The organism is Pyxidicoccus sp. M6 (assembly GCF_055568925.1).
The window spans coordinates 1,673,485-1,685,868 of sequence record NZ_CM145714.1 but is presented as its reverse complement, the minus strand read 5'-3'; the positions used below and the strand labels follow the sequence as shown (position 1 = coordinate 1,685,868).

General features: G+C 70.3%; 12 protein-coding genes. 7 read left to right on the top strand and 5 right to left on the bottom strand.

Going from position 1 to position 12,384, the window contains the following annotated elements:
- Positions 1-77: 77 nt before the first annotated feature.
- Entirely contained in the window at positions 78-1,160 is a 1,083-nt protein-coding gene (locus tag ACVTJA_RS07130) for a polysaccharide lyase (protein WP_465834930.1), read from the top strand.
- Positions 1,161-1,379: 219 nt separating this feature from the next.
- Complete coding sequence (locus tag ACVTJA_RS07125; protein WP_465834928.1) at positions 1,380-1,790, top strand: VOC family protein; 411 nt, start codon at positions 1,380-1,382, stop codon at positions 1,788-1,790.
- A 78-nt stretch (positions 1,791-1,868) separates the two neighbouring features.
- Here the strand turns inward: ACVTJA_RS07125 and ACVTJA_RS07120 are convergent, their stop codons facing one another.
- The 3 genes from ACVTJA_RS07120 to ACVTJA_RS07110 all read right to left on the bottom strand — a co-directional run bounded on the left by ACVTJA_RS07120 (position 1,869) and on the right by ACVTJA_RS07110 (position 5,283).
- Positions 1,869-3,410, bottom strand: a complete 1,542-nt coding sequence (locus ACVTJA_RS07120) for a DHA2 family efflux MFS transporter permease subunit (RefSeq protein WP_465834926.1) — start codon at positions 3,408-3,410, stop codon at positions 1,869-1,871.
- 2 nt (positions 3,411-3,412) lie between these two features.
- Positions 3,413-4,672, bottom strand: coding sequence for an HlyD family secretion protein (locus ACVTJA_RS07115; protein WP_465834924.1), 1,260 nt, complete (start codon positions 4,670-4,672; stop codon positions 3,413-3,415).
- A gap of 107 nt (positions 4,673-4,779) precedes the next feature.
- Positions 4,780-5,283, bottom strand: a complete 504-nt coding sequence (locus tag ACVTJA_RS07110) for a MarR family winged helix-turn-helix transcriptional regulator (RefSeq protein ID WP_465834922.1) — start codon at positions 5,281-5,283, stop codon at positions 4,780-4,782.
- A 278-nt stretch (positions 5,284-5,561) separates the two neighbouring features.
- On the opposite strand from ACVTJA_RS07110, the gene ACVTJA_RS07105 reads away from it, so the two are divergent.
- Complete coding sequence (locus ACVTJA_RS07105; protein WP_465834921.1) at positions 5,562-5,795, top strand: hypothetical protein; 234 nt, start codon at positions 5,562-5,564, stop codon at positions 5,793-5,795.
- A gap of 49 nt (positions 5,796-5,844) precedes the next feature.
- On the top strand, positions 5,845-6,396 hold the full coding sequence (locus ACVTJA_RS07100; RefSeq protein ID WP_465834919.1) for a metal-dependent hydrolase: 552 nt from the start codon (positions 5,845-5,847) through the stop codon (positions 6,394-6,396).
- Between the two features lies 1 nt (position 6,397).
- Here the strand turns inward: ACVTJA_RS07100 and ACVTJA_RS07095 are convergent, their stop codons facing one another.
- Together ACVTJA_RS07095 and ACVTJA_RS07090 are read right to left on the bottom strand one after the other, a co-directional pair.
- A complete protein-coding gene (locus ACVTJA_RS07095; RefSeq protein ID WP_465834917.1) occupies positions 6,398-7,546 on the bottom strand; it encodes a tetratricopeptide repeat protein in 1,149 nt (382 codons plus the stop codon).
- A 14-nt stretch (positions 7,547-7,560) separates the two neighbouring features.
- Positions 7,561-8,772: a hypothetical protein gene (locus ACVTJA_RS07090; RefSeq protein ID WP_465834916.1), complete on the bottom strand. Its 1,212-nt coding sequence runs from the start codon at positions 8,770-8,772 to the stop codon at positions 7,561-7,563.
- A 460-nt stretch (positions 8,773-9,232) separates the two neighbouring features.
- Between ACVTJA_RS07090 and ACVTJA_RS07085 the strand changes: the two genes are divergently transcribed.
- The 3 genes from ACVTJA_RS07085 (at position 9,233) to ACVTJA_RS07075 (ending at position 12,381) form a co-directional block, all read left to right on the top strand.
- Positions 9,233-9,442 (top strand): hypothetical protein, encoded by a 210-nt coding sequence (locus tag ACVTJA_RS07085; protein WP_465834914.1) that lies wholly within the window; start codon positions 9,233-9,235, stop codon positions 9,440-9,442.
- Positions 9,443-9,547: 105 nt separating this feature from the next.
- On the top strand, positions 9,548-11,014 hold the full coding sequence (locus ACVTJA_RS07080) for a sensor histidine kinase (RefSeq protein ID WP_465834913.1): 1,467 nt from the start codon (positions 9,548-9,550) through the stop codon (positions 11,012-11,014).
- Positions 11,014-12,381, top strand: a complete 1,368-nt coding sequence (locus ACVTJA_RS07075) for a sigma-54-dependent transcriptional regulator (protein ID WP_465834911.1) — start codon at positions 11,014-11,016, stop codon at positions 12,379-12,381. The genes ACVTJA_RS07080 and ACVTJA_RS07075 overlap by 1 nt, the downstream gene beginning before the upstream one ends.
- Positions 12,382-12,384: the final 3 nt, after the last annotated feature.

The following is a 12,384-nucleotide window of genomic DNA, read 5'->3' as shown; positions in this document are numbered from 1 at the left end:
TACAGGCAGGCGCTGGTGGGAAGCGGCGGGCCGGCCCGCTTGTCCCATTGCGCCAACCCGAGACGAAAGGACCTCGCTTGCCGCATCTCCTTCGCCATGTCGCCCTGCTGTCCGTGCTGCCCACGCTCGCCTTCGCGGGCGTGGCGTGGAAGGGCGACTTCGAGACGGGCAACATCTCACAGTGGACGCGCTCCCAGGCCGTCGCCAACAGCCGCCTCCAGGTCGTCACCGATGTGGTGCGGGAGGGCCGCTATGCGTTGAAGGCCACCGTCCGCCAGGGGGATGACCCCATCGGAGCGAGCGGCAACCGCAACGAGCTGCTCTACATCAGCCGCGAGAAGGCCAACTCCACGTGGTTCTACAAGTGGAGCACGATGTTCCCGAAGAACTACCCCAGCTCCGACACGTGGCAGGTCTTCACCCAGTGGCACCAGGAAGGCTGCTGCGGCTCGCCGCCGCTCGAGTTCTTCGTGCGCGGGGAGGAGATGAACATGCGCGTGGGCGGCGCCTCCGGCCCCGTCCTCTGGCAGGCCCCGCTGGACCGCGGCCAGTGGCATGACTTCGTGATGGAGGTGAAGTGGTCCTCCAACAAGAAGACGGGCTACGTGCAGCTGTGGCACGACGGGAAGCTGGTGGTGCCCAAGACGTACGCGGCCACGATGTACGGCAGCGAGTTCAACTACGTGAAGCTCGGCCTGTACCGCGACGACACCATCCGCCCGGAGGCGTACGTCTACCACGACGGCTTCACCATGGCCTCCGCGCTGGCGGACGTGATGCCCCCCGCGACTCCCGCGCCGACGCCGGAGCCCACGCCCGAGCCGACGCCGGAGCCCCAGACGCCGCCGGTGGTGACGCTGCCGGACCCGAGCCCCTCGCCGGAGACTCCGGCGGAGGAGGAGCCTGACGCTCCCACGTCGGAGACGCCTGTCGCCGACCAGCAGCCGGGCCTGGGCGCGATGCCCGGTGACCTGTCCGGCAATGGCTCGCCCGCGGACGGCTCCGGGGTGCCCGGCAGCGCGCCCCAGGGCTGCGGTGCCTCGGCCACCGGGACGGGCGGCGTGCCCCTCATGGCGGCCGCTGGCCTGCTCGCCGCGGTCTCCCTGTTCGGCCGTCGGCGCCGGCAGGCCCACGCCGCGGCCCGCGCCTCGAAGCGCTAGCCAACAGGCGTCAGCCTTGAAACACCCGGGCGGGTCCATCCTCCACGCGAGGGTGGGCCCGCCCGTTTCTTTTGCGCATTCCGAAGCGGTGAAGCTCCGTGATTTCGAGGACCTGGAGTCGCCGAAAAAAATCTCGCGGGTCGTGTCGATCTCCAAAAATGCCGTTCGTCGCAGAGTTGAAGGCAGCAAACGACCTTCCCTCAACCCCGGAGACACGCCATGGCGACCCAGATTTTCGTGAACCTTCCCGTGCAGTCCCTCAGCCGCTCCGTCGAGTTCTTCAAGCAGCTCGGCTACACGTTCAATGCCCAGTTCACCGACCAGAACGCCACCTGCATGGTCATCAGCGAGAACATCTACGCGATGCTGCTGGTGAAGGACTTCTTCAAGACCTTCGTGACCAAGGACCTCGCGGACACCACCAAGACGGTCGGCTCCATCATCGCCCTCTCCGCGGACAGCCGGGCCGCCGTGGACACGCTGGTGGACAAGGCGCTCAAGGCCGGCGCCACGAAGACGAAGGACCCGCAGGACATGGGCTTCATGTACGGCCGCAGCTTCCAGGACCTGGACGGCCACCACTGGGAGGTCTTCTACATGGACCCCAAGCACGTCCAGCCGCAGCAGTAGCCCATGAAAGAGAAAGGGCCCGTCCCCCTGGAGAGGACGGGCCCTTTCTTCAGCCTCTCGCGAAGCCGGCCTCGCGCGTCAGTGCGCGCCTTCCACCTTCACGCCGGGGGCCGGCTTCTTCAGCATGAACACCAGCACCAGCGACAGGGCGAAGATGGCCGTCAGCACCGTGAAGTTGGCGTTGAACGCGCGCACCAGGGCCTGGCCGTTGATGCGCTGGCTGAGGATGCTGTAGGCGGCGGCCAGCGGGTCCGCCACGCGCGCGCCCACCGCGCCCCGGAGCGCGGCCAACTGCTCCTGCGTCACCTGGCTGTATGCGTCCACGTGCGACGTCAGCGCGGTGAAGTTCACCTTCGTCGTGCGGTTGAGCGCGCTGCTCATCCACGCCGTGCCGATGGAGCCGCCCAATTCGCGCGTCAGGTTGTAGAGGCCCGCCGCGTTGCCGCGCTGCTCCGGACGCAAGTCACTGAGCGCCATCACCGACAGCGGCACGAACACCATGCCCAGCGAGCAGGCGCGGATGAACACCGGCGCAATCAGCGCGGCCTCGTCCGCCGTGCTGGACAGGTGGCCGTTGGTCCACAGCGAGAAGCACATGCCGATGATGCCCAGGCCCACCAGCATCCGCCCGTCCACCTTCCCACCGAAGCGGCCGATGAGCGGCATCAGCAACAACTGGATGGCGCTGCCCTTCAGGAAGATGAGGCCGATGTCGAGCGCCGAGTAGCGCATCACCGTGCCGCAGTAGAGGCTGAAGAGGAACGAGCCCGCGAACAGCGCCGTGCCGACGATGAAGTTGATGCCCGTGGCCGCCGAGTACGAGCGGTTGGCGAACACGCGCAAATCCACCACCGGCTGGGGTGTCTCCAGTTCGTGGACGATGAAGGTGATGAGCGACACGCCCGCCACCACCGCGAGCAGCGTGATTTTCTTGCTGTCGAACCAGTCCTCGCGGTTGCCCTCCTCCAGCACGAACTGGAGCGAGGCCATGCCCACCGCCAGGAGGGCGATGCCGTACCGGTCCACCTTGTCGTTGGTGGGTGCGAAGTTCGGCTGCTCGATGTGGCGCCACGCCATCCAGGCCGCGAACAGACCCACCGGCAGGTTGATGAGGAATATCCAGTGCCAGCTCGCCGCCTCGATGAGCATGCCGCCCACCGTGGGCCCGAGCAGCGGGCCCGTCACGGCGCCGAGGCCGAAGAGGGCGCCCGCCATGCCGTGCTCCTCGCGCGGGTAGCGGGCGAAGAGGATGGCCTGCGAGGTGGGGATGATGGCACCGCCGCCCACGCCCTGGAGGATGCGGAAGACGACGAGCGACGGCAGGTTCCACGCCAGGCCACACAGCACGCTGGCCGCCGTGAAGACCAGGATGGAACCGGTGAAGTAGCGCCGGAAGCCGAAGCGCCGCTGCAGCCAGCCCGTCATCGGGATGACCACCACGTTCGCCATCATGTAGCCGGTGGAGACCCACGCAATCTGGTCCAGCGGCGTGCCAAAGCTGGCGCGGATGTCGCTGAGCGCCACGTTGACGATGGAGATGTCCAACACGGACATCAGCGCCGCGGCCATCGCGGCGATGGTGATACCGGCCTTGGAGCCGGTGATGTGGTCGCTCTGCACGACTAGCGACCCCTCGTATTCACCGTCACCTCGGCGCTCATGCCGGGGCGCAGCCCCACATCCTTCAGCTCACCATCGAAGCGGATGAGCACGGGGATGCGCTGCACCACCTTCACGAAGTTGCCGGAGGCGTTGTCCGGGGGCAGCAGCGCGAAGCGCGCGCCGCTGGCGCCGGCCAGGCTGTCCACGTGGCCCTTGAACTCGCGGCTGCCGAAGGCATCCACCGTGAGCTCCACTTCCTGGCCGGCCGTCATCTCACCGACCTGGTCCTCCTTGAAGTTGGCCACCACCCAGAGGTCGTCCTGCGGCACGAGCGCCATCAGCGGGCGGGACGGGTCCACCACGTGGCCCACCTCCACCGTGCGGCGGCTCACCACGCCGGACACCGGCGCGCGCACCTGCGTGTAGCTGACGTTCAGCTCGGCCAGCTTCAGCGCGGCCTGCGCCTGCTTCAGCTTCGCCTCGGCCAGCTTCACCGCGGCCTGGGCGGCCTGCACCTGCACCTGCACCGTCTCCGCCGCGGCCAGCTTGCCCTGCGCGGCCTCGAGGCCACCGGACGAGCCCTGCACGCCGGCCTCCGTGGAGGTGAGGCGCGCGCGCGCCACGTCCAGCGCGGCCTTCGCCTGGTCATACCCGGCCTGCCGCGCGTCCAGGTCCGCCACGGTGACGGCGCCCTCGGACTTCAGCGTCTTCACGCGGTTGAGGTCCGACTCGGCCAGCTTGAAGCGGGCCTCGGCGGCGCTCACGTCCGCGCGGGCCTGGTCCAGCGCGGCCTTGGACGAGCTGATGCCGCTGGAGGCCTGCACCACGCCGCCGCGCGCCTGGCGCAGGTTGGCGCCGGCGTTGGTCTCCGTGAGGGCGAGCTGCGACTGGGCGCTGGCGAGCTGCGCCTCCGCGCTGAGCACGTCCGCGCGCGCCACGTCCAGCTTCGCGTTGAGGTCCGTGGCGTCCAGCTCCACCAGCACGTCACCGGCCTTCACCTGCTGGTTGTCCACCACCAGCACCTTGGCCACCTGGCCGGAGATGCGGGGCGCCACGTTGGCGATGCGGCCCTCCACCTGGGCGTCGTCGGTGGACTCGTGGCCGTACGTCACGGCGTAGCTCGCGCCGCCGCCCACGAGGGCCACGGCCAGCAGCGCCGGCAGCACCTTCTTCGCTCGCGACGAGCGCGGGGCGGCCGGCTTCGCCACCGCCTTGGGGCCAGCGGAGCTGGCGTCGATGCTGGGGATGTCCTTCTCGAGGTTCGCGGTCTGGGTGCTCATGGAGATGCTCGGAGATTCGTTGACAGATGGTTTGGCGGCTAACCATCCGGTCCGACGAAGCCATCCGTCGGTGCCGGAAGGAAGGAATCAGGGGTGTGGAAGGGGATTCAGGGGTCTCTGAGCGCTGGGATGCCCGAGGTGACCTTGTCCATCAGTTCCTGGAAGGTCGCCCGCTCGGCGTCGCTCAGCGGGGACATCAGCGCGGAGATGCGGCGGTAGTGGTCCGGCAGCATGCCGTCGAGCAGCTTCCGGCCCTTGGCCGTCAGGCGCACGGTGTACATGCGGCGGTCCTCCGGGTGGTCCTGCCGGGAGATGAGCTCGTCCTTCTCCAGCGTGTCGAGCAGGCCCGTCATGGTGGCCCGGCTGACGCAGGAGCTCTCGGCCAGCTCGGCCGGGGTGAGGCCGCTCCCGCTCTCTGTCTCCTCGGAGGTGAAGAGGCGGATCAACACGATGAAGCGGCCCATGGACAGGCCGTGGCGCGCCAGGTGCGCGTCGTAGGCCCCTGTGAGCTCGTGCGCCAGGTGCAGCATGCCGATGCACGTCTGGATGGCGCTCAGGTCGAGCTGGGGGAAGCGCTCCGCCAGCCGCTTCAGCCGCTCGTAGCGGGGCACGGGGGGGAACGAAAGGAAGGGTGAGGTTCTCGCTGCCACAGTGGCCTAACAATAAGGGCCCTAACTAGATTCGCAACCCGAAGTGGGGAGCGCTTCTCATGGGGCCGTGAAGCCGTCCAGCGCGGCCTGGGGGCGGGCGCTCGGCGGCCTACTGAGAGGCATGCTCCGGCTTTACCGGTGGGCGGCAGGCCTGCCCCGCCCCTTGGGAGATGTGCCCCGCCCTTCATCTCCCCATAACCCCCGACGTGGCGCCTCTCCGGCGCCGTTATGAAGGGGCTGTGCTGGACGTGAAGGACCCCACGGTGCAGGCGGCGCTGCGGCGCGCTTGTGAGGAGGCCGGGCTGCCGGACTCGCTCCGGGGATGCGTGTACCCGCTCCTGAGAGAGCCGGAGGGCGAGTGGCCCGTGTGCTGCGGCGGAGGCTGTGTGCCGTGCTCCTCCACCCTGGTGGACGTAGCGGTGCGCACGCTGGAGTTGCTGGGGACGCCGCGACAGGCACCGCTCACGGGGTGAGTCCGGACCTGGGCGCGCGCGAGGGGCCGGGCGGCGTACGCTTTCGGGCATGAATCCCATCGTCCATGGCGAGCTCGCGTGGCTCGCGGCCCAGGGCCTGCGCGAGCGCAGGGACCGCATCCTCGTCATGTGCGCGGGGCTGGCGCCGGACCTGGACGGGCTCACGCTGCTCGCCGGAGAGGAGTGGTACGCGCGCTACCACCACGTCCTCTTCCACGGGTACGTGGGCGCGCTCGTCACCACGGCGGTGTGCGTGGCGCTGGCGCGGCAGCGGGCGTGGGTGGCGGGCCTGTCGCTGCTCGCGTTCCACCTCCACCTCGTCTGCGACCTCGCGGGCAGCGGGCCCGGGTGGCCCATCCACTACTGGTGGCCGAACAGCATGCGCGAGTGGTTCTGGGACGGGCAGTGGGATTTGGCCTCGTGGCAGAACAGCGTCATCGGCCTCGCCGCCACGCTGGTGTGCCTGGCGTGCGCGCTGCGCTTCCGGCGCACCGTGGTGGAGGTCTTCTCCACCCGCTGGGACGCGGAAGTCACGCGCACGCTGCGGCGCCGGTTCCTCGGAGAAGTGAGCGCCCCCGCCCCGACGCCTCCCGCGAGCTGACTCACTCCGGCAGCTTGCACTCGCGGCGCAGCGTGTCCACGCGGTCCTTGGGCATGGCGCGCACCGTGGCGGGCGCGAGGGCGCGGAAGCGCTCGCACCGCTCCGTCGCGTCCGGCTCCGCCTCCAACTGCTTCAGGGCCACCTGCGCCGCCTCGTCCGGCCGGCCCTTGCGGTGGTAGAGCCGCTCCAGCAGCACGTACGAGCCCTCCGGCCGCGGGTTCTCCGCCACCTGCCGCTTCGCCGCGTCAATCGCCTCGTCCACCCGCCCCTCCTTCTCCAGGTCCGACGCGCGCTCCAGCTCGTCCGTCTTCGTGCAGTACGGCAAGAGCGAGCGCACCTTCTGCACCACGTCGCTCTTCGACTGGTACAGCTTCGAGTCCACCGAGCGCCAGATTTCGCAGCGCGTGGAGCGGCGCTCGCCCTGGATGAGCTTGGACACCTTCTCCGTCAGCCGCGCCGCCGCATCCGTCCGTCCCAGGCTCGCCAGCCGCTTCGCGAAGTCCAGGTGGTCGACGGCATCCTGCGAGTCCCGGTACGAGCTCACCTCCAGGTGCTTCTCGTAGCTCTTCTCCGCCGCCTCCACGTTCCCCTCCGCCAGCTCCGCCTGCGCGAGGTCCCTGTTCGCCTTCGGGTGGAACGGGTTGAGCGACACCACGCGCTTGAGCAGGGACACCCGCATCGCGTCCGTCTTCTGGCGCAGGCTCAGCTCCCAGTAGGGCCGCGCGTCCTTCGTGCCCCGGTCCACCATCCGCTGGTAGATGTCCAGCGCGCGCTGCTTCAGCTCGCCCCGGGAGCGCGCCTGCGGGGACTCCTTGTAGGACGTGTTCCAGTACGCCTGCGCCAGCGCGAGCTGCACGTCGTTGTTCTCCGGGTCCTTCCGCTCCGCCTCCCGCAGCAGCTTCACCGCCTTCTCGCAGCCCGCGCGGTCGAAGCCGTCCGAAGGGCAGCTCTCCTGCGCCAGGCGGATGCCTTCCTTCGCCTCGGGCGACAGCTCCTTCGGCGCCGCCACCGAGGGCGTGGGCGCGGCCGACGGAGGTGGAGGCGGCACCGCGGCCGGCTTCTCCGGAGGAGGCAGGGCCTGGGCGTGGGCCAGGAGCGGCACGAGCAGCACGAGCCACGCGCGCGCGGCGCATGATGAAAACACAGTCATGGAAGGCTCCTTCGTCACCGCTGCACGTGGACGTGGTCCGCGGCCGGGTCATTGCAATCGAGGAACGTGATGGGCCCGTTCTCGGTGAAGCTGTTCTCCTCACCCGCGACGTTGATGCCCGCCAGCTCCACCACGCACATGAGCTGGCGCGCGTCCTTGCCCGGAATGGACAGCATGCGTGGGTCCAAATCGAACGCGAGCCCGCGCGTGTGCCGGCTGTCGAGGGCTTTCGAGCCGATGAACCTGTTGCGCTGCGGGTTGCGGAACGCGCTGGTGATGATGCGCTCCAGGCTCACCTGGGTGGCGCGGTTGTTGGCGGGCGTGTCGGAGATGCCGTTGGGCCCCGCGCGGATGGCGCCCGCGCAGCCTCCGTTGACGCGCGCGCCAACGCACACGTCGTCCCCCTTGGGCTCGGTGTCTCCCAGCGCGCCCAGCATCAGCACCGACTTGCCGGGCGACACGACGATGGAGTTGGCGTTCGCCGCGCGCGTGCCCACCGGCACCACCTGCACGTCGTCATTGAGGATGCGGTTCACCTCCGCTTCCAGGTCGCGAAGCAGCTTCTCCAGCTCGCCCGGCTTCTCCTCGACGATGATGGAGTAGTTGCCCCGGTTGAGCGTGGTGAGCCCCGGCGTGCTCACGTTGGCCAGCGTGGGCTGGAATCTCGTGCCGAAGTCCACGTATTCCTGCCGGAGGATGTCCGCCTCCTCCTGGCGGATGAAGGAGGTGGGCGGCAGCTTCGCCTCCAGCGTCCCGCCATCCAGCGCCAGCGTGGCCACCACCTCGTACTCCAGCGGTGGGTTGGGGTCCCGGCTGCCCGTCGTCGCCAGCGCGGAGCTGCCCCGGAAGACCAGCTCCGGCCCCGTGGCCGTCGCGGGCAAGGCGAGCCCGGACTGCTTGCCCACCGGCGTCACCGTCCAGCGAATCTGGTCCGCCAGTGCCGTGTCGCCGCCCTCCACCCGCGCTCGCGCCACCGTCTCCTCGCGCGTGACGAAGGAGGTGCGCGGCGGTGACGTGCCCTCGCGGCGGGTGAAGACCTCGGTGAGCGCCAGCGTCACCGGCACCCCGCCCACCTCCTTCGTGTCCTCGGCCAGCGGAGGCTGCGCCCCACTGCCGCCCGTGCCCGGAACGACCTCGACTTCCTCTTCGGTTCCACACTTGCAACCGGTGGCGAGCACGACCCCCACCAGCCCCGCGGCCAGCCACCAACGTGAATTCCGTCTCACGAGCGCTTCCCCCCCGCCGCGCCTTGCGAGAGGACTCCCGCCGGGCGCGGCCGTGTCGCGACGCGCGCATCTTGCGTGAGCCGTCACGCGCTTCCGCGCGCCCGTGAGTCGGGGATGTCGCCCGTCCGACGCGCTCGCGCGGGACGACGCACTCCGCGACGCTGGCCCCGTCCCCGGGGGCACCGCGCCCGGCCGCCGCGCCCCTCCCCGCGAGCCCGGACACCGTGCATGGAGCGACAGTTGCTCCTCAAGCGAAGGGAAACGCGTGCCGGGGCATCCTGCCCCCCCTGGGGCGATGTGCCCCACGTGGGCCGGGGCCATCCGCCCCATCCCCGCGCCCGAGCGCGCCTCCTCCCGAGGGAGGACCGCGCCCACCACCCGTGGACGGAGGCTGGCACGGCGGATGCTCTACCCCGGCCCAGCCGCGCGAAACCCCGCGCGGACCACCGGAGTGAAATTGATGAAGCGCACCCTGTCCCTCGTTGCCGGCCTCGGACTTTCCCTTGTCTCCCTGGGCGCCTTCGCGGCCACGCCCAAGCCCGCCACCGACGGTCAGAAGCCCGCCGCCGCGGCCCCGGCCAAGCCCGCCAAGGGCAAGAAGGCGAAGGCCCACGCCGCTTCCACCAAGCCTGCCCCGGCTCCCGCCGAGGGCTCCAGCAGCGGCAATTAGCCGCCGCTTTCGTTGCAGCACTCGCGGTACGTTGTGAGTACCCACCTCCGGTCCGTGAGCTCCTCCCCCTCGCCCACGGACCGGAGAAGCCTCTTCGAACCGCCCGTGAGACTCGCTCGCAAGTTCACCCTCGCCCTCGTCCTGCTCGCTGTCGCCGTCATCTCCGGCCTGCAGTACTTCCAGGTGCGCCGCGAGCTCGAGCGCTCCGCGCTGGACATGCAGCATGACCACCGCCTGCTCGGCCACACGCTCGCCGGCGCCATCGGCAAGGCGTGGCAGCTCGCCGGGGAGCGCGAGGCCCTCACCCTCCTCCACCAGTCCAACCGCTTCCAGGAGCAGGTGCACCTGCGCTGGGTGTGGCTCGACGGCGGCCCCGGCACGCCGCCGCTGGACGGCTTCCCGCCGCGCCTGCTGGCCCGGCTGCGCGCGCTGGAGGACGGCTCCATGGTGGACCCGACCCCGGAGCCGGGCCTGCTGCACTCGTACACGCCCGTCGTCATCAACAACGGGCAGCGGCTGGGGGCCATCGAAATCACCGAGTCGCTGGGCGACCAGCAGATGCACGTGCGCACCGTTGTCGTGGGCACCATCGCCGCCACCGCGGCCATCACGCTCGCCTTCCTCGTGGCCGCCATGGCCATGGGCCGGCGCCTCGTGGGCGAGCCCGTGGACCGGCTGGTGAAGCTCGCGCACCGCATCGGCCAGGGTGACCTCACCGCCCGCGTGCAGCTCCCGCAGAAGCGCGGCGACGAACTGACGACGCTGGCCAGCGCCATGAATCGCATGGGCGAGCAGTTGGAGGAGACGCGCTCGCGCCTCGCCTCGGAGACGGCCGCGCGCCTGTCCGCGGTGGAGCACCTGCGGCACGCGGACCGGCTCACCACGGTGGGCAAGCTCGCCTCCGGCGTGGCGCACGAATTGGGCACGCCGCTCAACGTCGTCATGGGCCGCGCGAAGATGATTTCCAGCGGCGAGGCCGAGGGCGAGGAGGTCAACGAGTGCGCGCAAATCATCTCGCAGCAGGCGCAGCACATGACGGGCATCATCCGTCAGCTCCTGGACTTCGCCCGCCGCCGCGCGCCGCACCGCGCGCCCGAGGACGTGCACGGGCTGGTGGAGCGCTCGCTCGCCCTGCTGCGGCCCATGGCGCACAAGCGCAGCGTGGCGCTGGAGGCCGAGGTGCCCTCGGGCCTGTCGCTGGAGGTGGACGGGGGCCAGGTGCAGCAGGTGCTCACCAATCTGGTGATGAACGGGCTGCAGGCCATGAAGCGCCCGGGCACCCTGCGCGTGCGCGCCGCCGAGGTGCGCGCCACGCCACCGGCCTCGGAGGGCGGGGCCGAGGCCGACTATGTGCGGCTGGACGTGGAGGACGAGGGCGATGGCATTCCGCCGGACGTGCTGCCCCACGTCTTCGAGCCATTCTTCACCACCAAGGACGTGGGCGAGGGCACGGGCCTGGGCCTGTCCGTCTCCTACGGTCTGGTGAGAGACCATGGCGGTTGGATTGGCGTGCGCAGCGAGCCCGGACGAGGTAGCTGCTTCTCCATCTATCTGCCACGAGGAGGACAGTGATGCCGGGCCGCGTCCTGGTCGTCGAGGACGAGCGCGAGATGCGCGCCATGCTGGAGAAGGGACTCACCCGCCGGGGCTTCACCCCGCTGGCGATGCCTTCCGCGGATGAGGCGCTGGCGAAGCTGGCCGGCGAGGACTTCGACGTGGTGCTCACGGACTTGCGCATGCCCGGCATGGACGGGCTGGCGCTGTGCGAGCGCATTGCCCTCAACCGCCCGGACATCCCGGTGGTGGTGGTGACGGCCTTCGGCAGCCTGGAGACGGCGGTGGCCGCCATCCGCGCGGGGGCGTACGACTTCGTCACCAAGCCCATCGACCTGGACGCGCTGGTGCTGGTGCTGGAGCGCGCGGTGCAGCACCGGGCCCTGCGGGAAGAAGTCAGGCGGCTGCGGCAGGAGCTGGGCCGGCGAGACGACAGCGACGCGGTGGTGGGCGAGAGCCTGGCCATGAAGCAGGCCTACGCGCTCATCGACCGCGTGGCGGACCTGGACTCCACGGTGCTGATTACCGGCGAGAGCGGCACCGGCAAGGAGGTGGCCGCGCGCGCCGTGCACTCGCGCGGACGTCGCAAGGATGGGCCCTTCGTGGCCATCAACTGCGCGGCCATGCCGGAGGCGCTGCTGGAGAGCGAGCTGTTCGGCCATGCGAAGGGCGCCTTCACCGACGCCAAGGCCGCGCGTACCGGTCTCTTCGTGCAGGCGCACGGCGGCACCCTCTTCCTGGACGAGGTGGGCGAGCTGCCCATCACGCTCCAGCCCAAGCTGCTGCGTGCCCTTCAGGAGCGAACGGTGCGCCCGGTGGGTGGCGACACGGAGGTGCCCTTCGACGCGCGCATCGTCGCGGCCACCAATCGAGACCTCGAGCTGGCGGTGGAGGAAGGGCGCTTCCGCGAGGACCTCTACTACCGGCTCAACGTCATCGGCATCGAGCTGCCGCCGCTGCGCGCGCGCGGCAACGACGTGCTGTCCCTGTCCCAGCGCTTCATCGAGCAGTTCGCCTCGCGCACCGGCAAGCGCGTGCTGGGCCTGTCCCCCGCGGCGGCGCAGCGGCTGCTCGTCTACGGGTGGCCGGGCAACGTGCGCGAGCTGCAGAACTGCCTCGAGCGCGCGGTGGCGCTCACCTCCTTCGAGCAAATCACCGTCGACGATTTGCCCGAGCGCGTCCGCAACTACAGCCAACCCAAGGCGGTGCCGGAGAACACGGACCCGTCGGAGCTGGTGACGCTGGAGGAGCTGGAGCGGCGCTACATCCACCGCGTGCTGGAAGCGGTGGGCGGCAGCCGCACGCTGGCCGCGCGCGTGCTCGGCGTGGACCGGAAGACGCTCTACCGGAAGCTGGAGCGCGACGACGAGGCGAAGAAGCCCTGACGG

Coding starts and splice junctions, on each gene's coding strand:
- ACVTJA_RS07115 (WP_465834924.1), bottom strand. CDS start 4,672: ATGAGCACCCAGACCGCGAACCTCGAGAAGGACATCCCCAGCATCGAC.
- ACVTJA_RS07100 (WP_465834919.1), top strand. CDS start 5,845: ATGAATCCCATCGTCCATGGCGAGCTCGCGTGGCTCGCGGCCCAGGGC.
- ACVTJA_RS07075 (WP_465834911.1), top strand. CDS start 11,014: ATGCCGGGCCGCGTCCTGGTCGTCGAGGACGAGCGCGAGATGCGCGCC.
- ACVTJA_RS07095 (WP_465834917.1), bottom strand. CDS start 7,546: ATGACTGTGTTTTCATCATGCGCCGCGCGCGCGTGGCTCGTGCTGCTC.
- ACVTJA_RS07125 (WP_465834928.1), top strand. CDS start 1,380: ATGGCGACCCAGATTTTCGTGAACCTTCCCGTGCAGTCCCTCAGCCGC.
- ACVTJA_RS07085 (WP_465834914.1), top strand. CDS start 9,233: ATGAAGCGCACCCTGTCCCTCGTTGCCGGCCTCGGACTTTCCCTTGTC.